The organism is Streptomyces sp. NPDC041205 (assembly GCF_055591765.1).
In genome coordinates this window covers 495,979-520,272 of sequence record NZ_JBVIZH010000004.1, presented here as the reverse complement: position 1 = coordinate 520,272, position 24,294 = coordinate 495,979, and the positions used below count along the sequence as shown (strand labels likewise).

Here is a 24,294-nt window from a genome sequence, read left to right as displayed (position 1 = left end):
CACGGCGGACTGCTAGAACCGTCTTAGACGGTTCACAGCAGGCTGTGGCCGGTTCCCTGAGGGTCAGGAGGTCTCATGCCCCGTCTCACCAGCGATGTACAAGCATGTGAAGCCCGTGCGACTGACGCTGAACTCGACGATCTGCGCGCGCGGCTGGCCGCGGCGCGGCTGCCGGAGGCCGAGACGGTCCGTCGCGCCGCGCCCGGCCCACGCCGATGGGAGCAGGGCGTTCCGCTCGCCGACCTCGTCGATGTCGTGGACTACTGGCGCACCGGCTACCACTGGCGGTCGTTCGAAGAGCGCCTCCATGAGATCGGCCAGTTCCGCACGACCATCGACGGTCTGGGAATCCACTTCCTGCACCGCCGATCCGCGCGCGCAGACGCCACTCCGCTGGTCTTGACGCACGGGTGGCCGGGCAGCATCGCCGAGTTCATCGATGTAGTGGACGAGCTGGCAGATCCGAAAGACGCAGGAGCGCCGGCGTTCCATGTCGTGGTCCCGTCGCTCCCAGGTTTTGGTTACAGCGACAAGCCGACCGTCACCGGGTGGGGAACCGAAAAGATCGCGGCCGCCTGGGTGGAACTGATGGGAAGGCTCGGCTACAACAAGTTCACAGCCCACGGTGGCGACTGGGGAGGCAATATCACCACAGTTCTCGGCGGCAGGTTCCCGGCGCACGTTCTCGGCATTCACACAACCTTCGCGGAGGGGCCGCCCGGGTTGACGACGGACGGGCTGACGCCGGTCGAGCGCAAGTGGACCGAGGAGACCCACCATTTCTGGCGCCACCGCGCGGCGTACGCGAAGCAGCAGGCGACCCGGCCGCAGACCATCGGCTATTCGCTCGTCGACTCACCGGTCGGGCTTCTTGCCTGGATCCTCGACAAATTCGCCGAGTGGTCGGACACCGAAGACAGCCCGTTCGAGAGGATTTCCATGGACAGGGTTCTTGACGACGTCACCCTGTACTGGCTGACGCGGACCGGCGCGTCGGCGGCCCGCATCTACTACGAAAGTCACAACTCGCTCGATCCCGAACTTCGGGTCGATGTCCCGTCAGCGATCAGCATGTATCCCCGTGACATCGAGAAGTGCCCGCGCCCCTGGGCGCAGCAGCGGTACCGGCAGATCGTCCGATGGAGGTCGCCCGAGAACGGGGGACATTTCCCGTCGCTGGAGGTTCCCGAGTATTTCGTCAAAGATCTCCAAGAGGGCCTCGCGGCAGTGCTGGCCGCCAGTCGGTGAACGCGGCCGGCTACCGGCGATCGATCACCGTCCGATCCGGTTCAAGCCGTTGCCCGACGGCTTCCAGACCGGGCCCATCGAGATGGCGGAGTGGCCTCAGGCGGCGAATCCCACACTGGTCACGTACTCGTACCGGCCCCACTGGCTTCCCAAGTCCACGATCTTTCCCACCCAGGCGTCATCCGGCGCCTCGTCGTCCGTGTCCGTCCAGGTCCGTACCAGCGCTTCCCTCTGACGGACATTCGAACTCCGGAACTCCACGACCCGCTGGCGCGGCCTGGGCACCTGAGACTGATTCAGCGGGTGAATCTCGACGCGCGTGCCCCGGCCTTCCGCAGCCAGGCACCGCAGGAGATACCGGGCGACGTTCTGTCGCCGCACCGCGTGGCAGGACCTCTCGATGCGCTGCAGGTCTTGCCGACTGAGGATTCCCCTCTATGTGAAACGGCCCTGGTGCGATTCTCCAGTTCGCCGTGGCGCCGCTTGGCGTCGGGTTGAGAGAGCCTGGGCGATGCAGGCTGTCAGCGCGGGAACGACCGCGGTCATCTCCGGACGCCAGCCCGGGACGGCATTCACTTCACAGATGGTGAAGGTGTCCTCGGAGGCGAACAACAGGTCCACCCCGGCGATGTCCAGGCCCAGGGCGCGGGCCGCGCGCGCCGCCAGCTCTTCCGCCTGCGGATAGCGGCCCGCGCAGCGCGTGGCGGCGCCGCCCTTGGCGATGTTCGCGGCGAGGGCGCCGTTGCCGGAGGTGTGCAGGACAGCGTCCACCGGTTCGCCGTCCACCACGATCACGCGCAGGGTGCGGCCGTGCGAAGGGGACACGTACTCCTGGAAGAGAAACGGCGCCTCCCGTGTGAGGCTGCCGGCCACCGTGCTGAGCAGGTGCGGGTCGGGGGCGAGAAAAACCTGTTCGCCCTTGGCGCCGTTGACGGACTTCACCACGCACGGTGTGCTCAGGTGGGGGCTGCGCACAACGCCTTCCAAGGGGGCGGTGGCGTAGGAGATGGTGTCGGGCACCGGCAGCCCGGCCAGGGCGAGTGCTTGCAGTTGCCGGACCTTGTTACGGGCCTTGAGCTGGGCGTCGGCTGTGTTGATGAGGGTGCTGCCCATGTGTTCGAGGTGCCGCAGCAGGGTCACCTCGCGGTCGTCGTGCATGGTGCTGGCCACCTGGCGAACGCACACCACCTCAGGAGCGGGCAGGTCCGCACCCCCCAGAGTGCGCAGCACCAACCGGCCGCCTTGGACACCGAAGAGCAGTTCGTCGGTATGCCAGACCGCGAAGCGGGGACCGTACACGTCGGCCAGGGCCGCTGCCAGATCGCGAGTGGACCGGCGCAGCACTGCTGGCCGCTGCCGCGCCAGGATCCACACATCGGCAGGTTCCGAAATCGCCGACAGGGCACGGGGCGGTGCGACCACTCTGGCTCCTCACAACTTTGCCGCCCACCGCGTGCGGGCCGTCGAGGGAGCCAGTCTCTCAGCTTCGTGATCGTGACGTCACGACGGGCAGAGGGCGGCGCCCTTCCGCGCCGCTCTCCGGCAGTGCGTCCTCGGCGGTGCGGTCCGCCCCGCTCCGGACCGGATGACCGCAGGTGACGGCACGTCAAAGGGCGTTGTCAGTGCCTCCCCATACAGTGAAAACATCACTCGGGGAGCCTCGGAGGGGGAGGACAACCGTGTCCGCACACAGGATCCAGCACAAGGTGAATCACGTCGCGCTGGTAGTGGACTGTTCGGGTTCCATGCGTCCGCACGAGAGTCAGCTCATTCGCGTGGTGGACGAGTTCGTGGCCGGCTTGAAGGCCGAGTCGGACAGTCTCGGGCATGAGACCCGGATCAGTCTCTACTCCTTCGACCACAGGGTGGAGAATCTGGTGTGGGACATGGACGTGAAGCATTTGCCGTCCATGCGGGGCCTGTATCAGGTCAACAATGGCGCTACGGCCCTGATTGAGGCGTCTTTGAAGTCTCTGGATGATCTGGGTCATATCTGGGAGGAGTACGGCGAGCACAGTTTCCTCCAGATCGTGGTGACGGACGGCGAGGAGAACGCCTCCGGCGGTGACCGGCGGCACGACGGGGACCCGGCCATCCTCGGGCCCTGGCTCGACAGGATCACGGCGACGATGGGCGGGCTTCCCGGGCACTGGACTTCCGCGATCCTCGTGCCGAACTCCCTGGCCAAGCGCACCGCGCAGAACTACGGCTTCCCGGCGGGGAACATCGCCATCTGGGACGCCGACTCCCAGAAGGGGGTCGAGGAGGCGATCGGCACCGTGCGTGCCGCCGCCACCAGCTTCCTCCGGGGCCGCGAGCAGGGTGTGCGGGGAACGAAGAACCTCTTCGCCGTCGGGCAGGACATATCCGTTGACGAGGTGCGCGCGAACCTCGAGCCGATACCCGCTGACAGGTACCGGCTTCTGAAGGTGGACAAGGAAGTCGAGATCCGGTCCTTCGTCGACTCACATCCGGGGGTGACCTATGAGCGGGGGTCTTGTTACTACCAGCTGGGGGCTCGGGCTCAGGTTCAGCAGAACAAGGAAGTCATCGTCGTGGAGAAGGACACCGACCGTGCCTATACGGGGGATGCAGCACGCAGTCTGCTGTTCGGTACGGGTATCCAAGGGACCGTTTCCGTGAAGGCGGGGAACAATCCCAAGTTGGAGGTGTACGTGCAGAGCCGTTCCGTGAACAGGAAACTCAAGCCGAAGACGCGTCTGCTCATCATGCTCTGAGGTACGGCAGCAGATGCGCAGTCCCTCCTCCCCCGGCCCTTCTCCGACTCCGACCCCTCCGCCCGTGTAGACGATGAGACATCTTTGGGAGACTGGAAGATATTCATCGGCTCGTTCGATCTTCCTAGAGTGATGCGCATCAGCCAGTTGGGGCGGCTGGGCGCGGGTCGTGCTCAGCCGCTCTGGGATATGTGAGGGAGATCGGTCATGCGTGCTGTCAGGCAGGAGACCTTCGGTGGGCCCGAGGTGCTGCGGGTGGTCGAGGTGGACCGTCCTGTTGCGCTCAGTGGGGAGGTGTTGGTGCGGGTGCGGGCGGCCGGGGTGAACCCTGTTGACGTGGCGGTGCGTTCGGGTGCCTATCCGTTGTTGGGTGAGCCGCCGTTCGGGGTCGGTTGGGACATCTCCGGGGTCGTGGAGGAGGCGGGCCCGGGGGCCCGCTTCGCCGTGGGGGATGAGGTGTTCGGGATGCCGTTCTTCCCACGTGCCGCGAACGGATACGCCGAGTATGTGGCGGTGCCCTCGCGTCAGGTGGCCCGCAAGCCCGCGGCTGTGGATCACGCGCAGGCCGCCGCCATACCGCTTGCCGGACTCACCGCCTGGCAGGGGCTGGTCGACGCCGCCGGGGTCGGCGCGGGACAGCGGGTGCTGATCCACCGGGCGGCCGGGGGTGTCGGGCACTTCGCCGTACAGATGGCCAAGGCCCGGGGCGCTCATGTCATCGCGATGGCCAGCGCGGCCAAGCACGACTTCGTACGCGACCTGGGGGCCGATGAGGTCATCGACTACCGGACCACCGACTTCACCGAGGCGGCCGGTGACGTGGATGTCGTGTTCGACTCCAGCTCCGAAGGGGAGCGTTCACTGTCCGTCCTGCGGCCCGGCGGAACGCTCGTCAGCATCATGGAACACGGGGACCGGGAGTTGGCCGCACGGGTGGAGGCCGCGGGGCGCCGCTTCGCCGGAATCTCCGTCGAGCCCGACTACGCGTCGCTGGAAGCGATCGCGCGGCTCGTCGACACCGGCGCCATCCGCCCCCACGTCGCCGAGACCTTCCCGCTCGCCGAGGCCCCCAAAGCACACGAGCTCGTCGCATCGGGGCGGGTCCAGGGCAAGGTCGTGTTGAGTGTCGACTGACGGCAGGACCGGACCGGGGGCGGAGGGAACGTAAGGTGGGGAGCCGGTTCGTCTGAGCTGGCGCGTCAGGGTCGACGCGCCAACGGGGCCCGTGCGCCGACGCCCGGGCCGGGGAGCACAAGCCGGGGCAGAGCGAGGTCGCCGCGGAGCGGGAGTCGGGGGCTGGGGGAAGTGATGGATGTCCTGACGGAAGCGCTGTCCTCGATGCGTACCGGGCGGCCCGCGTCCGTGCGTACCCTCGGCCGTGCCCCCTGGGGGCTGCGTCTGCCGCCGGTCGCCGGGGCCGGATTCCATGTGGTGCTGTCCGGGGCGTGCTGGCTGGTCCCGCTGGAGGACGCACCGCATCTGGCGCCGGTCGCTCTCGCCGCGGGGGACGTGGTCTTCCTGCGCGACGGCCGGGGTCACATCCTCGCCGACGACCCCGCCACCCCGGCGGTGGAGGAGCGGCCCGAGCAGTTCAGCGCGGGGCCCGTCCTCGGCACCCTCACCATCGGTGGTGAGGGGCCCCAGACGACTCTGCTCTGCGGCAACTACCACCTGGACCAGGGGCGTCCGCATCCGCTGGTGGGCCAGCTTCCCGAGATCATCCATCTGCCCACCGGGCACGGCCGCCACGGCGAGCTGAGTGCGGCCGTGCAACTGCTCAAGGCCGAGCTGGACTCTCCTCGTATCGGATCCGCCGGGATCGTTCCCGCGCTGATCGACTCCCTGCTGCTGTACATCCTGCGGGCCTGGCTGGAAGGCCAGGCACCTGCCACCGCCCGGGGCTGGGCCGCGGCCCTCGGCGACCGGGCCGTCGCTCCGGCCCTGTCCGCCATACACCAGTCACCGGCGGCTCCCTGGACCGTCCAGTCGCTGGCCCAGCGGGTCGGGCTGTCCCGCGCGGCGTTCGCCCGGCGCTTCACGCACCTCGTCGGCGAACCCCCCATGGCGTACCTGACGCGGTGGCGCATGACGACCGCCGCAACGCTGCTGCGGGAGACACAGGCGCCGCTGAACACCATCGCGGCCCGCACCGGATACAGCTCCGAGTACGCCTTCGCCAAAGCCTTCAAGCGCGAACACGGGCAGGCTCCCGGGCACTATCGTCGGCAGACCCACACCGCCTCGCGGCACTGAGCGGCGACCGAGCAGCAGAACCGACCGGGTGTCGGTGGGCGGCGTTGAGCATGCATTCATGGGTCGTTTATGACGATGCCGTGGGCTTGCTGTGTTGCCGCGCAGAGCGTTCCGGTCCCCGGGCCGGTGCTCGGCCGTCCTGGAGGGGCGGCTCGCGCGCGGCGTGACGCGGCCGGTGCACGGGAGAGCACCGGACATACGACCCGCCCCTGGGCCCCTCGCGCGGCTCGTCCGGGCCGCTCAGGCCCGTTCTGTCAGGCAGGTCACCCGAGTTCGCTCATGAAAGGGAGGCCGCCCGTGCCCGCGGGGGGTCTCCTGAAACGGTGCGGCGGAGCCCGGCCAGGACGTCAGGTGTCAGCGGGCCGCGCCGCGCGTGGGGGAGAAAACCGATGCGAGACAACCAGGGCATGGGTGCGTTCGTCGCCAGGGACGAAGAGCTCCGCACCACATTGGCGGCCGTGGTGGCCAGGCGGGGTACGGCGATCGTCGGTCCGCCGGGGGTCGGCAGGACGGCGTTGCTCTCCGCCGTCGCGCGGCGGCTGGCTACGTCGCGGTTCGAGGTGGTGTGGACGGCCGCGACGCGGGCGAGCCGGCAGGTTCCCTTCGGGGCGTTCCGGTCCGTCCTCGGTACCTGCGACCGGCTCGACGACCATCAGGCGTACGGTGCGCTCCACACCGAACTCTTCCGGCGTGCCGGGGCGCGGATACCGGTGCTCGTCATCGACGACGCACACCGCCTGGACGACCGGGGCGCGGCGCTGGCGCTGGGACTGGCCGCCGAGGGGGTGGTGCGGTTGATGGTCGCCGCCCGCTCCCAGCCGGCCTGTGCGGCGGACCAGCCGGTGTCGGACGCCGTGGTGGCGCTGTGGAAGGACGGTTATCTGGAACGCTTGGACCTGGCGGCGTTCGGCCGCGTCGGCACGCAGCAGCTCATCCGTACTCTGGTGGGCGGGCCGGTCGCACAGGCCACCGTGGACTGTCTGCAGCAGTGGACCGGCGGGAACCCGCTGCTCCTGACCGAACTCGTCCGCCACGCCCGCGTCTCGCGCCATCTCGTGGCCGAGGGCGGGCTGTGGCGGTGGCGCGGGCCGCTGACCGTGCCGCCGCGCCTGGCCGAGCTGTTCGATCACGAGCTGAACGGCCTCTCCCCCGCCGACCACGACACGCTGGCCGCCGTCGCGCTGGGCGAGCCGCTGCCCCTGCCCGTCCTGGAAGCGGTCGCTCCCGGCCTCGCCGGGCGCCTGGAAGACCTGGAGTGCCAAGGGCTGCTGCACACCGTCGACGGGCCGGGGCGTCAGCTCCTGGTGCGCCTGGGGCAGCCGATGCTGGGCGCCGCCGTACGGCAGCGCCTGCCCCGGCTGCGGCGGCGCCGACTGGCCGCCGCGCTGCTCGACGCGTGCGCGAGTCCGCCCGATCCGGTGACCCTGGCCCGCTGGCAGCTCGATGCCCACGGGTCCGTCGACGCCGGGCTGTTGATCCGCGCGGCCGAGACGGTCCGCGGGCATGACCCGCAGCTCGCCTGCCGCTTCGCCCGGCGTGCGCACGAGCAGTCCGGCGCGGCCGCCGTACCGCTGGCCCAGGCCCTGGTCGAACTCGGCGACACCGCGCAGGCCCGTGCCGTACTGGAACAAGCACACGCCCGGGCCGGCACGCCCGGGGGCAGGCTGGGTGCGGCCGTCGCGCTCGGCGCTCACCGATGCTGGGCGGAACGGGATCCGGCGGCCGCCGACCTCCACCTCTCACAGCTCCGTCCGGTCTCGCCCTCGGCCACGGCCGCGGTCGAGGGCATGCGCGCCCTGGTCCTGCTCTGCGCCGGGCGTACCGACCTCGCGCTCGCCCGCGCCGAGCGGGTGCTGCGCCACGACACACGCGGGCCGGGTTCCGGCTACGCCCGGCTGGCCCTGACCGTGGCCCTCGCCCTGACCGGACGCACGCTCGACGCGATCACCCTCGCCGAGACCACGGCCTCCAACCCGGCCAGCAGCCCCTGGGAACGTGAATGGGCGGCCGCTGTCTGCGCCTTCACCGAGATCTGGCGGACCACCGATACGCGGGCCCTCGTCGACGACCCCGTCCTCGGGAGTGTGCCGGAGAGCCTGCGGGGGACGGGAAGGACAAGTCGGGAGACGGGACGGACGGATGAGGAGGCCAGGCTCCGAGGGCCGCAGGAGCCAGGTCCAGCGCGCCCGGCAGGCTCAGCACACGCGGCGGGCCCAGGACACCCAACAGACCCGGCACGCCCAACAGGCAGTCCAGTCCAACCGGTTCGTCCGTGCGAGGCGGCTCCTTCCGGGCACATGAGCGGCGCCGTCGCGACGCTGCTCGGTGGCTGTCTCCAGTGGGCCCTCGGCAACCGGCCCGACGCGATCGCCCGGCTGCGCGAGGCGATGGTGCACCAGCTGAGCGGCAGGCGGTTGTTGCGGACCGAAGCGGTCTGCTGGCTCGTCGTGTGCCTGGCCGAGGAGCAGCGGCCGGACGACGCCGAACGCGCGCTCGCGGCCTGCCCGCCGGACGCGGTCTCGATCATGCCCGGACGGTGGCAGTGGGCCCACGCCGCCGTGGCCGTCGCGCGCGGCGACACGACGGCCGCGACCGGTCACATGCGCGGTGCCATCGAGGCCGCGCGGGCCGCCGGATGCTGGACGGTGGAGGTGGAGTACTTGGTCTACACGGCCTGGTTGACGCCCGCCCGGCCACCCGCCGATGTCATCGACCGGCTCACCACCGCCGTCCGGCACGTCGACGCGCCCCGGCTCATCGCTGCGGCCGAGGCCGTCCTGGCGCTGTCCCGCGGCATCGGCACCGAGCTCCTCGACCACGCCACCCGCCTCGACACCCTCGGCATGAACGCACCGGCATGGCGGCTCGCCGAGCACGCCGCGACGACCCTGCCCGCGCAGGGCCGCCACCACAGCGACGCGGTCGTCCTGGCCAGCCGGTTGCGCCACCGCCTCGGCCTCACCCCGCCCCGGCCGCTGCCCGACGCGCTCACCCTGCGCGAGGTGGAGATCGCCTCGCTGGCCGCCGCGGGACTGCCCGACCGCATGATCTCCCATCGCCTGGGCGTGTCCGTCCGCACCATCGAGAGCCACCTCACCCGCATCTACCGCAAGCTCGGCGTCCACTCCCGCAAGGATCTACCGCCCGCCCTCCACCGCACCTGAGCCCGCGCGCGCCGCCGAGGCAGGAACGGGGGCGGGAGCAGGGGTGGGAGTCGCGGCGGGAGCCGTGGTGCCGACTGTTGCGGGTGCCGGGACCGTCTCGGCCGAGGCCGTGTCGGTCGGCCCCGTCCCGGCCGGCACCGTCTCGGAAACCGCCTCAGCTGGGACCGCCTCGGCCGGCACCGCCTCGGCCGGGACGGTGCCGGCCGGGCTGCTCTCGGCGTACGCGGCAGCATGCAACGCGTACATCCTCGCGTACCGCTCCTGCCGTGCGAGCAGTTCGGTGTGCGTGCCCAGCTCCGTGATCCGGCCGCCGTCCAGGACGACGATGAGGTCGGCCTGGCGGACGGTGCTGAAGCGGTGCGACACGATGACGGTGATGGTGTCCGCGTGGGCGCGGTCGGCACGCAGGTAGTGGCGCAGGAGTTCGGCCTCGCTGTCCGGGTCCAGGCTGGCGGTCGGTTCGTCGAGGAGGACGAGGAGGGGGTGGGTGCGCATCCGGGCGCGGGCCAGGGCGAGCTTCTGCCACTGGCCTGCCGAGAGGTCGGTGCCGCCCGGGTACGTGCTGCCCAGTTGGGTGTCCAGGTCCGCGTCGAGCCCGGCCACGACGTCGGCCGCGCCGGCCTTGTCGAGCGCTGCCCGTACCGCGTCGCGGTCCTCCAGCGCGTTGAGGTCGCCGAGGCCGACGGATTCGGCGACGGGCAGCTCGAAGCGGCAGAAGTCCTGGAAGCAGGCCGTCACTCCGGCCCGCCACACCTGCGGCGGCACCTCGCTGAGGTCGCGGCCGCCGAAGGTGATGCGGCCCTCCCCCAGTGGCTGCAGACCGGCGAGGAGGGCGACGAGGGTGGACTTGCCCGCGCCGTTGTCGCCCACCACGGCCACGGTGGCGCCCGAAGGCAGGCGCAGGTCGAGGGGTCCCAGGGCCGGTTGGGTACGGCCCGGATAGGTGAACGACACGCCGTCGAGGACGAGGTCGCCTCGGGGCGGCAGGGCGCGGCCCTCGCCGGTGAGTACGTGGCCCTGCGGGTAGTCGACCAGGCTCAGGTACTGCGCGACGGTGTCCAGGGCACGGCGCAGCCAGCCCAGGAGCCAGCCCAGTCCTGTGGTCGCGCCGACGAGCCGGGTGCTGAGCAGCAGGACCAGGACCGCCTGGCCCGCGGAGCCGCTGCCGTCGATCACGGCCCGGGAGATCAGGTACAGGCCGCCGATCAGCGCGGCGCTGAAGAACAGCCAGCCGCCCGCCACGGCCCACGCGCCCTTGGCCCGTGCCGCCTCGCGCGGGGTGCTCGCCTCGAGGAAGGCCGCCCGGTGCCGCGCCGAGAGTTCACCGCCCAGCCGGTACAGGCGTACCTCACGGGCCGGGGCCGGGTCGGTGGCCAGGGAGAACAACGCCATGCGGTGGCGGTCGGCCGCCGCGCCCGCCCGTTCCGCCTCCGCGACAAGGCGTGCCTGCCAGCGGTTGGCGGACGCCAACGGCACGATGGTGAACGGAAGCAGAGCGAGCAGCGGGTTGGCGAACGCCAGCAGGACAAGGGCGCCGATGCACCGGGCCACCAGGTTGGCGTTCTCCACCAGGGCCGCGAAGCCGGTGCCGAATTCGCCGCGGCGCTGCCGCACGACCTCTGCGGTGTCCAGGAAGTCCGGATCCTGGTAGTGCCCGATGTGCGCGGGTGACGAGCACAGGTTCATCAGGCGGCGGTCGAACTCGAGCCCGATGCGGTGCTGCAGCACGAGGCGTACGTCCGTGGCGATGGCGGCCGCCTGGTGCACGAACACCGTGACCACGAGCAGGAGCAGTCCGCCTCGCACGGTCTGCGCGCGGTCGTGGCCGGTGCTTCCGTCGACCATCCACTGCAGACCGAGGGCCTGGAGCGCCGCGACGACGTTGAGGAGCGGGGAGAGGATCAGGACCAGCAGGGCGCGGCGGGGGTCGACGTGGATCGCCGTGCCGACGAGCAGGCGGATCCCTGCGAGACCCCTGCGGCCCCGGGCCCGGTGTCCCTTGCCTGCCTCCCCTGCCTTCCCGGCCATCCCTGACCTGCGTCGGCTGTCAACCACTGTGGCTCCCCTGGCGTGCGTCGAAGGGTTCGGACTGCACGCGGAACATCCGCGCGTACCGCCCCTGGGAGGCGAGCAGTTCGTCGTGAGTGCCGTACTCGCTGATCCGGCCGCCGTCCACGACGGCGATCCGGTCGGCGAGACGCACGGTGGCGAAGCGGTGCGAGACCAGGATCGTGGTGAGTCCGGCGGTGATCTCCAGGAATCGGGCGTACAGCTCGTGCTCCGCCTCGATGTCGAGATGGGCGGTGGGCTCGTCCAGCACGAGCACGCGGGCTCCGTGCCGCACTGCGTACAGGGCGCGGCTCAGCGCCAGTCGCTGCCACTGTCCGCCCGACAGTTCCGTGCCGTCGGTGTAGGCACCGCTCAGGAGGGTGTTCCAGCCGCTCGGCAGTTCCTGTTCGACGCCGTGGAAGCCGCCGAGGCGCGCGGCTTCCACGAGGTGGTCGTCGTCGGTGGCGGCCGCTTCGACGTGGCCGAAGGTCACGTTGTCGCGTGCGGAGAAGGGGTAGCGGACGAAGTCCTGGAAGACGACGGCTACTTGGCGCCGCCAGGCCGCGTGGTCGAAGTCGGTCAGGTCCTGGCCGTCGACGGTGATACGGCCCCGGTCGGGGAGGTAGAGGCCGGCGAGGAGTTTGGTGAGGGTGCTCTTGCCCGCGCCGTTGTCGCCGAGGATCGCCAGCGAGGAGCCCGCCGGGATGGTCAGGTCCAGGCCGTCGAGTACGCGGGCGCCGGCACCGGGGTAGGTGAAGGACACCTGGTCGAAGCGGATCTCCCGGTCGGGCAGCGCCGCCGTCGCGGTACGGGTTCCGGGCTCGGTCCTGGTGTCCAGTTCGCCGACCGCGAGTGCCGCGGGCACCGCGGCGCTGGCCGTGTGCAGGGTCCACTGCAGGTCGCCGCTGAATCCGAGGGCGAAGAGGCCGAGCAGCGCCTGCAGGGCGACCGTCAGTTCCCTGACCGACAGGGAACCACGGGCCGCCGAGAACGCCAGCGTGAGGACGACGGCGAGGTGCGCGGCAAGGAGGAACACGATCGCCAGGGCGTGCCGTCGCGGGCTCACCCGCGCCCGGCGCATGTGGACCATGCCGTCCCACCAGGCAGTGCTGAAGCGTTCGACGAGCCAGGAGCGCATCCCGAAGAGTCGTACTTCCTTCGCCGCGGGCGCGGTGGTAGCGAGTTCCCTCAGGTAGGCGGCGCGCCGCAGTTGCACGGTGTTGCCGGCGTGGGCGGACACCGACCGGCCGATCTCCTTCTCCTGCCAGCGGCCGGTGATCACCCAGGCCGCGCCGAGGACCAGCGGCATCCACCACTGCCCGAACCAGCCCAGGAGGACGGCGGAGACCAGTCCGGTCAGGCGCAGCGGGACGAGCCCGGCCAGCGCGGTGACGGCTTGGCCGGGCGGGTGCGCGCCGAGTCCGACGGCGCGGGCCCGCTCGATGCGGTCGGCTACCCCGGTGTCGTCCAAGTGGTCGATCTGGGCGGGGCGCAGTGCGCCGTCGACGGTCCGCTGGGCCGTCGCGCCGTCGAGGGCGGTGCCGAGGCGGGAGGCCACCATGGTGCGGATCGGGTCGAGGACCACGTCCAGGATCAGGACGAGGCCGAGCAGCGCGAGCCCCACCGTCATGCTGTTCAGGGACTTCGGGGTGCTGGTGAGCGCGGCCACGAGGTGTCCGGTGGCGAGGGGCAGCAGGGCGCTGCCCGCGACCTGCGCGAGGATCAGCAGGGCGAGGGTGATGGTCAGGCCGCGGGCGACGCGCGGCAGTTGGCGTATCAGGGCCCACACGGCGCTCCCCGCCTGGTCCGCGCCGGTCGCGTCGGCCGCCTTGCCCGCCTTGGCCGCCTTGGCGTCACTCGTGGCTGTCATGGGTCTGTTCCCCTCCGCCGGTTCGAACCCGTCGGCCGTCGTGGCCAAAAGGGTGCGGTGGCCGCTCCGGCTCGGAAGCGGCCACCGCCCGCATGCGTCACCGTCAGTCGCCGACGGTCGGGGGCGGATACATCATGGTGATTCACCTCCTCTCCGTCTCGGGTGCACTGCGTTGCCGGAAAGGAACGCTAATCGGCGGGGTGGCCACGCAGATCCGTACTCGGGTACGCAAAGACGGAAGGCGACTACGGAAGACCGTCGGGCCGTATCACCTACGTACGGAACGTCTGCGTAGTGGAGTCCTGTGATTGCGTACCGCGTTACGGACGACGGGTTTCGGCAGGGGTTCCTAGGGTGCGAAGCCGGAATGCACGCCCATCCTCTGCCTGGAGAAACGTCCATGGAAAAGTCGCTCAGGAACCCCAACGCCGTGATCTGGGACGTCACTTTCGCGTGTCCCCTGCGCTGCGTTCACTGCTATACGGAATCGGGGCGACGGCCCGCGAAGAACCTCACGTACGAGGAAATGATCCGGGTCGCGGACGCGATCATTTCGATGCGGCCGAAGATGATTACGCTGTGCGGCGGCGAACCGCTGACCATCAAGCGCATCGTCGATCTGGCGCGGCATTTCGACGACGCGGGGGTGCGGGTCTTCCTCTACACCAGCGGGTGGGCGCTGCCCGCCTCGACGGTCGAGGCGCTCTCCGATGTGGTGACGAAGATCGTGGTGAGTCTGGACGGTGCCAGTGCCGCGTCGCACGACCGGATCCGTGGCCGCGCCGGGTCGTTCGCGCGGGCGACGGACGGTCTCGCCCGGCTCGACGCGGAGGTCGCCCGGCGTGAGGCGGCTGGGCTGCGGGCGCCGCGGTTCGGTATCGACTACGTCGTGATCCGGAGCAACTTCGACGAGCTTGAGGAGATGTGCGCGCGGGTGGCGCCCCGCTTCCCGCACCTGGAGACGCTGTACTTCGGCGCGGTGGTGCCCACCGGCCTGGCGAGCCGGCCGTCGTTCGTCGAGCACGAGTTGCTCAGTGACGACCAGGTCGCCGAGCTGACCGCGCCTGACACCCTGAAGCGGTTGCGCGCGGCCGCGCCGCCGTCCGTGACGGTGGAGACCACCGAGAACTTCGAGGTCCAGATGAACCCGGCTTTCCTGGCGCACACCCCGAGCTTCCGCCCCATGGAGATCGAGCCGGACGGCGAGGTGCGCGCGATGCCCATCTACGAGGGCACCGTGGGCAGTCTGCTCACCGAGGACCCGCAGGTGCTGTGGCGGCGGTCGTACGAGCGCTGGGACGATCCGTTCGTCGTGGAGACTCTCAACAGCATCCACAGCCGGGCGGACTGGGCGGAGGCGGTGCGGCGCATCGACCAGCGGTTCGCGTCGGACGAGGACCGGGCGCGGATCGCTGCGCGGCCGGTGCACGTACCGCTCGGCCTGGCGCGCTGACGTCCCAGGCGGCAACTGCCGTTGCCGCCTGGGGTCAGTGGGAGGCGAGCCCCCTGCCGTGCGGAAGCCCGGAAGGGGGCAGTGCTTGCCTTCTTGCGCGGGGGTCAGTAGACGCTGACGCCGTACGCGGACAGGGCTTCCCGCACCGGCTGGTGGATGGCGGAGCCGTTGGTGCCGGTGCAGCCGGAGCTGCCGGAGTGGATGCCGAGGGCGACCGTGCCGGCGAAGTGGGCGCCGCCGCTGTCGCCGCCCGCGGAGCAGGCGGTGGTGCGGACCATGCCGTGGACGGGCCCGTCGCCGTAGTTGACGGTGACGTTGACTGCGGTCACGGAGCCGCTGGTCACCTTGGTGGTGGAGCCGCTCTTCTTGATGGCCTGGCCCACGACTGCGTCGGCGGCCGAGGAGATCTCCTGGTAGCTGCCGTTGTAGAGGTTGACGTTGCCGGCGGGCGAGGAGCCGTTGGTGTAGCGGACGATGCCGTAGTCGTTGGTCGGGAAGCTGGTTCCCTCGCGCACGCCGACGGCCGCGCCGCCGGATGTGGCGGACCAGTTGGCGCTGAGGTTGGTGCAGTGCCCGGCCGTGACGAAGTACTTGGTGGTGCCCTTGGAGACGTTGAAGGCGGCCGAGCAGCGCGAGCCGCCGCCGTAGATGGCGTCGCCGCCCGCGACCTCGCGCTTGAAGGTCCCGGGCACGCGGCTGACGCGGACGGCTCCGTCGAGCGAGTCGGCGACGCGGTGGAGGCGGGCCAGGTCACGGGCGGAGACCGAGCGGTCGGCCTCGACGGCTATCTGGTTGCTGCGGGGGTCGATTCCCCAGGACGTTCCGGTGATCTTGGCGCGGGACTCCAACGTGTCCATGGCGGCGCCGAGTTGGGCCGCGCTGCGCTGGACGCGCTTGGGGGTGGCGCCGGTCGCGCGGACGCGTTCGGCGGCGGCGTCGCTGGTGACGGTGACGACGAGGTTTCCGGTTTTCCGGTCCAGGTAGGTGCCGGCGCTGTCGGCGCCGAGCTGCCGTTGGACCTGGGCGTTCAGAGCGTTGAGACGGGTCGCGGAGGGCGCCGGTTCGCTCTGGGCGCCGGCGGGGGTGACGCCCAGGGCGAGCGATCCGGTGACGAGCAGGGCGGACAGGCCCAGACGCGCACAGGTGGTGCGTCTCATGTGGGGGGCTCCTTTGACGGTGACGTGTGACGTACCGCGATACGTGTGGGACGTACCGAGCAAGGAAAGTGGCATGTATGCGTCAGTCGCGCAAGGGTCTGGACCTGCCCTGTCCGGGATCTTCCACGAGGGCGTGCCGCGGGGGCCGACGCACGGAGGCGTGCCCCGCGGGGCCCTGGCGGGCCGCGACCGGGCGGACGGAGCGAGCGCCGACTACGAGAGCTGCTCGGCGAGGTGATCGGGTGTCAGGCGGGCGTGTTCGCGGGTGACGGTGACCAGCTCGGCGATGAGGGGGTGCGGGCCGGGGCGGGTGAAGACGGACAGGGCGCGGCGCCTTCGCGGGGTGAGGCGCAGCGCGGCGCCGGGGAAGTCGGGGGTGAGGACGTTGGCCGGCACGAGGCCGACGCCCAGTCCGGCGGCGACGAGGCGGGGCACGGCGGCGGTCTGGGTGGAGCGGATCGCGGCGTGCGGCGTGAATCCGGCCTCGGCGCAGAGGTTTTCGACGGTGGCGGCCAGGGCGTGGGTGCGGCCGTACTGGACCCAGGGGCGCTCGGCGAGCTGTTCCAGGCGCACGGTCCTGCGTCCGGCCAGGGCGTCGCCAGGCGGGACCAGGGCGACGAACTCCTCGGCACCCAAAGGGTGGTGGGGGCCGTCCCAGCCGTCCGGGAGCGGGCCGATGGCCACGTCGGCGGTGGCGTCCGTCAGGGCGCGGGCGAAGGAGGCGAGGTCGGCGTACTCGTGCAGGACCACGTCGACGCGCGGATGCCGCTGGTGCCAGACGGCGAGGACGCCGGGGACGACGCCCAGGGCGACGCTGAGGACGGCGGCGAGGTGCAGTTCACCGTGGACCATGTCGGCGACGGCGCGGGCGGCGCCGGTGGCGCGCTCGGCGCCGGACAGGGCGTGGCGGGCGCCGGGCAGGAAGGCGCGGCCCGCCGGGGTGAGGTGAGCGCCGCGCGGGGTGCGTTCGAGGAGCGGGGTGCCGACCGTGCGTTCCAGGCTCTTGAGCTGCTGGGAGAGCGTGGGCTGGGAGACGTGCAGGAGGGCCGCGGCGTCCGTGATGGAGCCGGCCTCCACGACGGCCAGGAGGTATTCGAGCTGCCGGAGGGTCGGTGGGGCTGCCATAGCCTTACTCTATGGGTCCCTGTGAAGATGCGTCTTTGATCTATATCTGTGGGCTTCCTAGCATCGACGAGGTCGACGGCGCGGCACCGAGCTCTCCCCTGAGTGGCTCGGCGCCGCTCGTCTGTCGCCACCTTCCCTGCCGTCCTCGACGACTTGGAGTCGTACGCCTATGAACGCGCTCACCCTCACCGCTGTCGAGGAGACGGCCCGGGAGACACCCGGGGAGACCCGGCAGCGGGCCTCCCAGGACGTCTCCCCCGCACCGGCGAAGGGCCCGCTCAACGGCCTGGCTACGCTCGCGCTCGCCTACGGGACCCTCTCCGTCATCGGCGCCCTGATCCCACCGGTCCGCACGGTCACCGGCACCATCCCCGTTCCCGCCCTCGTCCTGGGCGTGACCGGGTGGGCCAACGCCCACCGCATGCACGGGGCGGGACGCAAGCAGGCGATGGGGGGCCTGGCGACCGGGCTGACCGGGCTGGTCCTGACCCTGTGCACGGTCTGATCAGAGTGCGGCGCCCGGCCCGAGTGCGACACCCGGACTGATGCGACCGCGGCGCCCGCTCAGGCAGCGGTGGCGACCTTCCACAGGTGGCCGTCGGGGTCGCTGAAGCAGCCGAAGTATCCGCCCCAGTCGGCGGCGGCCGCCTCCTTCACCACGGTGCCGCCGGCGGCCTCAGCGGCGCTCATGACCTCGTCCACCGCTTCCCTGGAGTCGGTGAGGAAGTGGTACGAGGCCCCGCGGAACCCTGATCCCTCCGCGGGGACACCGGCGTCCGCCGCCACCTCGTCCCAGGCGTAGAGCACCAACTGCGAGGACCCCTCGCCGAGGTCGCACTTGACGAAACCGGGGAATTCCTGGTTGATCGCGCAACCCAGGCCTTCCACATAGAACTTCTTGGCGCGCTCCACGTCCTTGACGCCGAGCATGATGGCACTGACCTTCAATGTGGTGTTCATGCTGGCCACACTAGGTGCGGCCGATCGCCGTCGCTTCTCCGTTCCTGACCGTTCGGCGCGGGCGGCCCGGCCTCACGCGACCGTGAGCACGATCTTGCCTCGGATGTGCCCTCGGGCCGCTCGTTCGTGGGCGCCGCGCGCCTCCGCGAGCGGATACGTGCTGTCGATGCCGACGCGCAGCGCGCCCGCGTCGAGCAGGCGCCCGAGTTCCGCGAGCTGCGGGCCACTGGAGCGCACCTGGGTGGCCGAGATGGTGGCGTCCAGCTTCGCGGCCTCGTCGGCGTCGTAGTCGCCGGGGAACACCGGGTACACCGCGCCACCGTGCTTGAGCGTGCGCAGGAGACGGCCGCTGTCACGGCCGCCGACAGCGTCGAGCACGAGATCGACATCGTGCGCGACGTCCTCGGGACGGCTCTTCGTGTAGTCGATGAACTCGTCGGCGCCCAGCTCGCGCAGGAACGACTCGTGCCCGCCCGAGGCGACCGCGATGACGCGCGCGCCTTTCCCCTTGGCGAGTTGCAGCGCGAAGTGGCCCACGCCGCCCGCCGCGCCATTGATCAGCACCGTCGTCCCGGCGTTCAGCGTCATCGGGCGATGGCGTGCCTCCTGGAACGGCGAGGGGTGGTCGTGGCCGAGCTCGATCAGGAACTGCCACGCGGTGAGCCCGGCCATCGGTACGCCCGCGGCGTGCACGTGATCGACACCGGCGGGCTTGTGGGCGAGGTGCGCGGCGGGCGCGGCGACGTACTCGGCGTACGCGCTGCCCTCGAGGCCGGGAAAGCGCAGGAGGCCGAAGACCTCGTCGCCGACGGCGAAGCCGCGCACGTCCGCGGCGACGGCCTCGACGACGCCCGACACGTCCGTGCCCAGGACGGCGGGCAGGGTCAGCGGCGGCCTCTTGTCCGGCGGGATGTTCCGCATGCCTTCGCGCACGTACCAGTCGGGCGGATTGACGCCCACCGCGCGCACGCGCACGAGCACCTCGCCGGGGCCCGGCTCGGGAATCGGCACCTCGTCGTGGCGCAGCACCTCGGGGCCGCCGAACTCGTGCACCCGGATCGCCTTCATCGTGCCTGCAGGCATGGCTCTCACCCTTCCCTGTGGGATTCCCCGCGGAGGAACTACTCTTAACGGAGCAGTGCTCCGAATATATGGAGCACTGCTCCGCTTAGCAAGGGTCGACAAGGAAGACCGGGCGAGGAAGGCACATGCGAGCCGACGCGAAGAAGAACTACGACCACCTGCTCGCCGTCGCGCGCGACGTCGTGACCGAGCAGGGCGCCGACGCGTCGCTGCGCGATGTCGCCCGCAGGGCGGGCGTCGGGCTCGGCACGCTGTACCGCCATTTCCCGACGCGGGAGGCGCTGCTCGAGGCCCTGCTCCGCGCGCGATTCGACGAGTTGGCGGCGCGGGCGGCGGCGCTCGAGACGCCGGGTCCGCCCGAGGACGCCCTCGTCTCGTGGCTGCGCGACTGCGTCGCGTGCGCCCATGAGTACCGGGGCGTCGTGGCGCTGATGGTGGCCGCCATCGAGGATCCCGAGTCCGCGCTGCACGCTTCGTGCGTCTCGATGCGCGCGGCGGGCACACGGCTCCTCACCCGCGCCCAGGCCGCGGGCGCCGCACGGGCCGACGTCGACGGCACCGATCTGTTCGCGCTGGTCGGGGCGCTCGCGTGGCTCAACGACCAGCCCTCGCTCGCGCCCCGCGCCGATCATCTCTTCGACGTCGTCGCGAGCGCGGTGCTGACCCAGGGACCGTCGGGCCGATAGGCCGCCCCGCAAGCACCAGCCCACTCACGTCCTGGTGCGCGGGGAGGGCGTCAGCTCACCCGCACACGCGGCCAGGTCCAGCCACTCCCCGACGGCCGGCACGTGTGCGCGCCGCCCGGCGTGCGTGCGGAACTCGCCCTCCGGGTCGCCGACCTCGACGTAGCCCGGAATCTTGTCGGACCGCTCCGTCTCGTAGTGCATCGGCACCGCGTGGCGGGCGTTGAGGATCTCCGCGGCCGCGGCGGACTGCCTCGGGTCCATCGCGGCGGGCAGCCGGCTCGGCGGCTGCAGGTGCGGCGCGTCGACCACCGTGCCGTTGGCGGGCAGGAACACCGCGTCGAACGGGCTGAACCGCGGACCGGTCCTAACCGCAGGCCGGACCGGGCACTGGCCGAGCACCGCACGCCGGATCGGAGATTGGCCGAGCCGGGACCCGCGGCAGCCGTACACGCGCCGGTCAGCGGGCGGCCCGGGCCTCGGCGATCGCCCGGTCCAGGATCGTCAGGCCGAGCGAAAGCTCGTCCTCGGTGGCGGTCAGCGGCGGCGCCATCCGCAGGACTCCGCCCATGCCGGGGAGCTGGACGATGTTCATGTGCAGGCCCAGTTCGAGGCAGCGGCGGGTGACGCGCGCGCCCAGTTCGCTGGAACTCGCCTTCGTCTCGCGGTCGACGACCAGTTCGAGTCCGGCCAGCAGGCCCCGGCCGCGGATGTCGCCGACGACCTCGTGGCGGGCGGCGATGTCCGTCAGGCCGTCACGGAGGAACGTGCCGAGGGAGCGGGCGCGTTCGTCGAGCCTGTCGGCGGTCAGGACGTCGAGGACGGTGTTGCCGACGGCGGCCACCAGCGGGTCGGCGACGTGCGTGGTGAAGAACAGGAACCCGCGCTCGTGCGCCCGCTGCTCGATCTCGGCGCTCGTGATCACGGCCGCGAGGGGCAGTCCGGCACCGAGCGTCTTGGACAGCGTGAGGATGTCGGGGACGACTCCGTCGCGTTCGAAGGCGTACCAGGTCCCGGTGCGGCACAGCCCGGTCTGGGCCTCGTCGAGGATCAACAGCATGCCGCGTTCCCGGCACTTGTCCCGCAGCGCCGCCAGGTACCCGACCGGCGGCTCGATGATGCCGCCCGAGCTGAGGATCGGCTCCACCAGGCACGCGGCGAGGCTGCCCGTCGACTGGGCGTCGATCAGGTCGAAGGCGAAGTCCAGCTGGCGCCGCCAGTCCAGGGAGCCGTCGGCCGTGGTGAAGTCGGGCCGGTACGCGTTCGGCACGGGGATGGCGAAGTTGCCGGGCGCGGACGGGCCGTAGCCCTTGCGGCCCGCGCTGTACGTGGCGGACGCGGCGGCCTGCGTCATGCCGTGCCAGGACCGGGCGAACGAGACGACCTCGTGCTTGCCGGTGACGAGCTTGGCCATCCGGATCGCGGCCTCGTTCGACTCGGCGCCGGTCGTCAGGAGCAGTGCCTTCTCCAGCGGCGCGGGCAACGTGTCGGACAGGCGGCGGGCGAGGTCGACCACGGGGCGGCTGAGCATGCCGCTGAAGAGGTGGTCGAGGGTCGCGATCTGGCGCTGGACGGTCGCGACGATCCGCGGGTGCGAGTGGCCGAGGATCGCGCTCATCTGGCCGGAGGTGAAGTCGAGGATCTTCCGGCCGTCGGCGGTATACACGAAGCTTCCGGCGGCGCGGTCGATGACCTCGCGGGTGAACTCGCCGCCGTAGCGGACGAGGTGCTTCCCGGCGTCGGCCCAGAAGGACTCGGTGCCGGGCACGGTGGCCGGGGCAGGGGACGGCAGACCGGTGGGGGCGGGGGTCGAAGCAGGCATGTCCTCGACGGTAGGACGCGCGCGAGCGACACGTCCATCTCACAATTCCGGCTGTCCTGTTCGGAGAATCCGCACAACAATGAGGGGGTGATGAACCCCTGGAGGCTGCGCCTGCTGAGCCAGCTGGACACCCTCGGCACCGTGCGGGCGGTCGCCCAGGCCGCGAACCTGAGCCCGTCGAGCGTGTCGCAGCAGCTCGCCGTCCTCGAGTCCGAGACCCGCACCCAGCTGCTCGAACGCACGGGGCGCCGGGTGCGGCTCACCCCGGCCGGGCTGATCCTCGCGCGCCGGGCGCGGGCGATCCTCGACCACATGGACGGCGTCGAGGCGGAGCTGCGCGGCTTCGGCGAGGAACCGGCGGGCCTGGTGCGGCTCGGGGCGTTCCAGAGCGCGATCCACACCATGGCCGTCCCGGCGGTGACTCGGCTGAAGCGGGCGCATCCGCATCTCGACGTGGAGGTGCTGCAGTTGGAGCCGCACGAGAGCATGCCCGCGCTGCGGGTCGGCGACGCGGACGTCATCATCACGACCACCGACTTCGACGAGCTGCCGCTGGGCCCGGACCTCGACCTGGTCCCGCTGGCCAGGGACCCGATCCTGCTGGTCGTCCCGCCCGGACACCCCGCGGCCGGGCGCGGCGCCGTCGACCTCGCCGCGTACGCGGACGAACCCTGGTCGTTCGACATGCCACAGTCGTACATGGCGAACCTCGCGCTGCGGCTGTGCCGCCAGTCGCGGTTCGAGCCGCGCGTGGTGTGCCGCTTCAGCAACTACATGATGACGTTGCAGCACGTCGAGGCCGGGCTCTCGATCGCACTGCTGCCCGGCCTGACGGTGGACCGCAGCCGCTATCGCGTCGCCACCGCGGAACTCGCGGCTCCCGTGACCCGCACGATCACGGCGGCGGTCCGCCGCGGCTCACCGCCGCGCGCGGCGGTGCGAGCCGTGCTGGAGGCGCTGCGCAATCCCTCGGAGGAGCTTCCGCTCCTGAGCCGGGAGTAGGGGCGGTCCCTCTGGCCGGGCAGGTCGGCGTACGCCCGGCGAGCGCACCCGCCACGGCCGGTCACAGGCGCGGGTCGCGGTGGGTCGGGTCGCCGTCGAGGACGGTCAGGAGCACCGGCAGGTCCGGGAGTTCGGTGGCCGCGGTGGTGAGGGGGTTCTCGGCGAAGACGGTCAGGTCGGCGCGGTGGCCGACCGTGATGCGTCCGGCCTCGTGCTCGTCCCCCGCCGCGTAGGCGGCGTTGACGGTCATGCCCTGGAGGGCCTCCAGGGCCGTGAGTGCCTGGTGCGGGCCGTGCGGGGGCCGGGTGAGGTCGCGGCTGGGGCGGCGGTGGCGGGCTCCGGCCATGACGGCCGACGGGGGGTAGGGGGCGATGGGCCAGTCCGAGCCGAGGACGACGACGGCGCCGGAGTCGTGCAGGTCGCGGCAGCGCCAGGCGCGTGCGGCGCGCTCCTCGCCGAGGCGGCGCGACCAGTTGTCGGTGTGGTCGGCGCGGGTGAAGTCGCAGCAGTGCGTCGGCTGCATGGAGGCGATGACGCCGAGTTCGGCGAAGCGGCGCAGGGTGTCGTCGGGGACGGTCTCGATGTGCTCGATCCGGTGCCGTACCGGTCGGCTGTCCTCGGCCTGGGCCTTCTCGACGGCGTCGAGGACATGGCGTACGGCGGCGTCGCCGATGGCGTGGGTGGCGATGGGCACGCCCGCCCGGTGGAGTTCGCCGACGACGCGGGTGTACTCCTCGGGGTCGGGCCAGAAGGCGTGCCGGGACTCGCCGTGGCAGTCGGGGTGCTCCAGCCAGGCGGTGCCGTTGTCGATGGTGCCGTCCATGAAGATCTTGACGCCGTCGGTGCGCCACAGCCGCCCGCCCGTGCCCTGCTGGGCGATGAGTGCGCGCAGGCCGTCGGCGTCGGTGCCGGGCTGGCACCAGGGTGCGACGCGCAGGCGCAGCGGCAGGTCGCCTGCTGCGTCGAGGTCGGCGTAGAAGGCGAGGCTGTCGCCGTTCGCGTCCATGGCGTGGCCGCCGGTGAGGCCGGTGGCGGCCATGGCGCGCAGGACGGCGGCGAGCCGGTCGCGGCTCTCGTCGCGGGTGGGCTGCGGGGCGACCCGTTCCACGAGTGCGCACGCGGCCTCTTCGAGGAGCAGGCCGGTGGGCCGACCGTCGGCGTCGCACACCACTTCGGCGGTGGCCTGGTCGAAGGTGCGGGGCCCCTCGACTCCGGCGAGTTCCAGGGCGCGGCGGCTGGCCAGCATGGAGTGCGCGTCGAAGAGCAGCAGCAGGGCGGGCACACCGTCGAGGACGGCGTCGAAGGGCGCGGTGTCGACGGGGGCCCCGGCGAAGACGTTGGGGTCGAGGCCCCATCCGTGCAGCCAGGCGCCGGGGGCGAGGTCCCGCACCTCGCGGGCGAGTGCCGCGCGTACCTGCTCCACGTCCTCGCAGCCCGACAGGTCGAGGCCGTGGGTCAGTTCGGCGCCCGTGACGGGGTGGATGTGTCCGTCGACGAGGCCGGGGGTGACTACGGCGCCCTTGAGGTCGATCACCGTGGTCGAGGCGTCGGCGAGCGCGCGGATGTCCGGGGCGTCCCCGAGGGCGGTGATGCGTCCGTCGGCCGCGGCGAGCGCGCTCTGCGGCAGGAGCTCGCCGGTGACGGGGTCGAGCAGACGGGCCGAGAGCAGGATGAGGGAGGTGCGCAC

19 protein-coding genes and 1 pseudogene are annotated in these 24,294 nt (G+C 71.5%); 9 read left to right on the top strand and 11 right to left on the bottom strand.

Going from position 1 to position 24,294, the window contains the following annotated elements; genetic code table 11:
- Positions 1–75 precede the first annotated feature (75 nt).
- Positions 76–1,248: an epoxide hydrolase family protein gene (locus ACZ6BG_RS22110; RefSeq protein ID WP_469003927.1), complete on the top strand. Its 1,173-nt coding sequence runs from the start codon at positions 76–78 to the stop codon at positions 1,246–1,248.
- A 96-nt stretch (positions 1,249–1,344) separates the two neighbouring features.
- Here the strand turns inward: ACZ6BG_RS22110 and ACZ6BG_RS22105 are convergent.
- Positions 1,345–1,671 (bottom strand): annotated as a pseudogene (locus tag ACZ6BG_RS22105) (transcriptional regulator); the annotation flags it as partial.
- 12 nt (positions 1,672–1,683) lie between these two features.
- On the bottom strand, positions 1,684–2,670 hold the full coding sequence (locus ACZ6BG_RS22100; RefSeq protein WP_469003924.1) for a RimK family alpha-L-glutamate ligase: 987 nt from the start codon (positions 2,668–2,670) through the stop codon (positions 1,684–1,686).
- A gap of 257 nt (positions 2,671–2,927) precedes the next feature.
- Here ACZ6BG_RS22100 and ACZ6BG_RS22095 point away from each other — a divergent pair, with 257 nt between their 5' ends.
- The 4 genes from ACZ6BG_RS22095 (at position 2,928) to ACZ6BG_RS22080 (ending at position 9,403) form a co-directional block, all read left to right on the top strand.
- Positions 2,928–3,986 (top strand): vWA domain-containing protein, encoded by a 1,059-nt coding sequence (locus tag ACZ6BG_RS22095; RefSeq protein WP_469003920.1) that lies wholly within the window; start codon positions 2,928–2,930, stop codon positions 3,984–3,986.
- A 207-nt stretch (positions 3,987–4,193) separates the two neighbouring features.
- A complete protein-coding gene (locus ACZ6BG_RS22090) occupies positions 4,194–5,120 on the top strand; it encodes an NADP-dependent oxidoreductase (protein ID WP_469003918.1) in 927 nt (308 codons plus the stop codon).
- Positions 5,121–5,294: 174 nt separating this feature from the next.
- The gene (locus ACZ6BG_RS22085) at positions 5,295–6,239 is read left to right on the top strand and encodes an AraC family transcriptional regulator (RefSeq protein ID WP_469003916.1); all 945 of its coding nucleotides are present in this window, start codon (positions 5,295–5,297) and stop codon (positions 6,237–6,239) included.
- Between the two features lie 389 nt (positions 6,240–6,628).
- Positions 6,629–9,403 carry a LuxR C-terminal-related transcriptional regulator gene (locus ACZ6BG_RS22080; RefSeq protein ID WP_469003914.1) on the top strand — a complete coding sequence of 925 codons (2,775 nt, stop codon included), beginning with the start codon at positions 6,629–6,631 and terminating at the stop codon, positions 9,401–9,403.
- Here ACZ6BG_RS22080 and ACZ6BG_RS22075 read toward each other — a convergent pair.
- On the bottom strand, positions 9,377–11,431 hold the full coding sequence (locus tag ACZ6BG_RS22075; RefSeq protein ID WP_469003912.1) for an ABC transporter ATP-binding protein: 2,055 nt from the start codon (positions 11,429–11,431) through the stop codon (positions 9,377–9,379). The genes ACZ6BG_RS22080 and ACZ6BG_RS22075 overlap by 27 nt on opposite strands.
- A gap of 19 nt (positions 11,432–11,450) precedes the next feature.
- Positions 11,451–13,322 carry an ABC transporter ATP-binding protein gene (locus ACZ6BG_RS22070; RefSeq protein WP_469003911.1) on the bottom strand — a complete coding sequence of 624 codons (1,872 nt, stop codon included), beginning with the start codon at positions 13,320–13,322 and terminating at the stop codon, positions 11,451–11,453.
- A gap of 400 nt (positions 13,323–13,722) precedes the next feature.
- Between ACZ6BG_RS22070 and ACZ6BG_RS22065 the strand changes: the two genes are divergently transcribed.
- The gene (locus tag ACZ6BG_RS22065; RefSeq protein ID WP_469003909.1) at positions 13,723–14,775 is read left to right on the top strand and encodes a radical SAM protein; all 1,053 of its coding nucleotides are present in this window, start codon (positions 13,723–13,725) and stop codon (positions 14,773–14,775) included.
- Positions 14,776–14,879: 104 nt separating this feature from the next.
- Here the strand turns inward: ACZ6BG_RS22065 and ACZ6BG_RS22060 are convergent, their stop codons facing one another.
- Together ACZ6BG_RS22060 and ACZ6BG_RS22055 are read right to left on the bottom strand one after the other, a co-directional pair.
- Positions 14,880–15,932 (bottom strand): S1 family peptidase, encoded by a 1,053-nt coding sequence (locus ACZ6BG_RS22060; protein WP_469003907.1) that lies wholly within the window; start codon positions 15,930–15,932, stop codon positions 14,880–14,882.
- A 213-nt stretch (positions 15,933–16,145) separates the two neighbouring features.
- Positions 16,146–17,057, bottom strand: coding sequence for a LysR family transcriptional regulator (locus tag ACZ6BG_RS22055; protein WP_469003905.1), 912 nt, complete (start codon positions 17,055–17,057; stop codon positions 16,146–16,148).
- A gap of 169 nt (positions 17,058–17,226) precedes the next feature.
- Here ACZ6BG_RS22055 and ACZ6BG_RS22050 point away from each other — a divergent pair, with 169 nt between their 5' ends.
- Positions 17,227–17,562 carry a hypothetical protein gene (locus tag ACZ6BG_RS22050; RefSeq protein ID WP_469003903.1) on the top strand — a complete coding sequence of 112 codons (336 nt, stop codon included), beginning with the start codon at positions 17,227–17,229 and terminating at the stop codon, positions 17,560–17,562.
- A gap of 59 nt (positions 17,563–17,621) precedes the next feature.
- Here ACZ6BG_RS22050 and ACZ6BG_RS22045 read toward each other — a convergent pair whose 3' ends face one another.
- Positions 17,622–18,017, bottom strand: coding sequence for a VOC family protein (locus tag ACZ6BG_RS22045; RefSeq protein ID WP_469003899.1), 396 nt, complete (start codon positions 18,015–18,017; stop codon positions 17,622–17,624).
- Between the two features lie 72 nt (positions 18,018–18,089).
- Positions 18,090–19,100: an NADP-dependent oxidoreductase gene (locus tag ACZ6BG_RS22040; RefSeq protein ID WP_469003895.1), complete on the bottom strand. Its 1,011-nt coding sequence runs from the start codon at positions 19,098–19,100 to the stop codon at positions 18,090–18,092.
- Between the two features lie 125 nt (positions 19,101–19,225).
- Here ACZ6BG_RS22040 and ACZ6BG_RS22035 point away from each other — a divergent pair, with 125 nt between their 5' ends.
- The gene (locus tag ACZ6BG_RS22035) at positions 19,226–19,786 is read left to right on the top strand and encodes a TetR/AcrR family transcriptional regulator (protein WP_469003893.1); all 561 of its coding nucleotides are present in this window, start codon (positions 19,226–19,228) and stop codon (positions 19,784–19,786) included.
- A gap of 24 nt (positions 19,787–19,810) precedes the next feature.
- Here ACZ6BG_RS22035 and ACZ6BG_RS22030 read toward each other — a convergent pair whose 3' ends face one another.
- Together ACZ6BG_RS22030 and ACZ6BG_RS22025 are read right to left on the bottom strand one after the other, a co-directional pair.
- Entirely contained in the window at positions 19,811–20,119 is a 309-nt protein-coding gene (locus tag ACZ6BG_RS22030) for a hypothetical protein (protein WP_469003891.1), read from the bottom strand.
- Positions 20,120–20,243: 124 nt separating this feature from the next.
- Positions 20,244–21,605: an aspartate aminotransferase family protein gene (locus ACZ6BG_RS22025; RefSeq protein ID WP_469003889.1), complete on the bottom strand. Its 1,362-nt coding sequence runs from the start codon at positions 21,603–21,605 to the stop codon at positions 20,244–20,246.
- A gap of 90 nt (positions 21,606–21,695) precedes the next feature.
- On the opposite strand from ACZ6BG_RS22025, the gene ACZ6BG_RS22020 reads away from it, so the two are divergent.
- Entirely contained in the window at positions 21,696–22,607 is a 912-nt protein-coding gene (locus ACZ6BG_RS22020) for a LysR family transcriptional regulator (RefSeq protein WP_469003887.1), read from the top strand.
- A 61-nt stretch (positions 22,608–22,668) separates the two neighbouring features.
- Here the strand turns inward: ACZ6BG_RS22020 and ACZ6BG_RS22015 are convergent, their stop codons facing one another.
- On the bottom strand, positions 22,669–24,294 hold the full coding sequence (locus tag ACZ6BG_RS22015; protein WP_469003883.1) for an amidohydrolase: 1,626 nt from the start codon (positions 24,292–24,294) through the stop codon (positions 22,669–22,671).

Bases quoted from the DNA above. Each gene is read 5' to 3' on its own strand.
- ACZ6BG_RS22110 (WP_469003927.1), top strand. From the start codon at position 76: ATGCCCCGTCTCACCAGCGATGTACAAGCATGTGAAGCCCGTGCGACT.
- ACZ6BG_RS22090 (WP_469003918.1), top strand. From the start codon at position 4,194: ATGCGTGCTGTCAGGCAGGAGACCTTCGGTGGGCCCGAGGTGCTGCGG.
- ACZ6BG_RS22085 (WP_469003916.1), top strand. From the start codon at position 5,295: ATGGATGTCCTGACGGAAGCGCTGTCCTCGATGCGTACCGGGCGGCCC.
- ACZ6BG_RS22080 (WP_469003914.1), top strand. From the start codon at position 6,629: ATGCGAGACAACCAGGGCATGGGTGCGTTCGTCGCCAGGGACGAAGAG.
- ACZ6BG_RS22075 (WP_469003912.1), bottom strand. From the start codon at position 11,431: ATGGCCGGGAAGGCAGGGGAGGCAGGCAAGGGACACCGGGCCCGGGGC.
- ACZ6BG_RS22070 (WP_469003911.1), bottom strand. From the start codon at position 13,322: ATGACAGCCACGAGTGACGCCAAGGCGGCCAAGGCGGGCAAGGCGGCC.
- ACZ6BG_RS22065 (WP_469003909.1), top strand. From the start codon at position 13,723: ATGGAAAAGTCGCTCAGGAACCCCAACGCCGTGATCTGGGACGTCACT.
- ACZ6BG_RS22060 (WP_469003907.1), bottom strand. From the start codon at position 15,932: ATGAGACGCACCACCTGTGCGCGTCTGGGCCTGTCCGCCCTGCTCGTC.
- ACZ6BG_RS22055 (WP_469003905.1), bottom strand. From the start codon at position 17,057: ATGGCAGCCCCACCGACCCTCCGGCAGCTCGAATACCTCCTGGCCGTC.
- ACZ6BG_RS22050 (WP_469003903.1), top strand. From the start codon at position 17,227: ATGAACGCGCTCACCCTCACCGCTGTCGAGGAGACGGCCCGGGAGACA.
- ACZ6BG_RS22045 (WP_469003899.1), bottom strand. From the start codon at position 18,017: ATGAACACCACATTGAAGGTCAGTGCCATCATGCTCGGCGTCAAGGAC.
- ACZ6BG_RS22040 (WP_469003895.1), bottom strand. From the start codon at position 19,100: ATGCCTGCAGGCACGATGAAGGCGATCCGGGTGCACGAGTTCGGCGGC.
- ACZ6BG_RS22035 (WP_469003893.1), top strand. From the start codon at position 19,226: ATGCGAGCCGACGCGAAGAAGAACTACGACCACCTGCTCGCCGTCGCG.
- ACZ6BG_RS22025 (WP_469003889.1), bottom strand. From the start codon at position 21,605: ATGCCTGCTTCGACCCCCGCCCCCACCGGTCTGCCGTCCCCTGCCCCG.
- ACZ6BG_RS22020 (WP_469003887.1), top strand. From the start codon at position 21,696: ATGAACCCCTGGAGGCTGCGCCTGCTGAGCCAGCTGGACACCCTCGGC.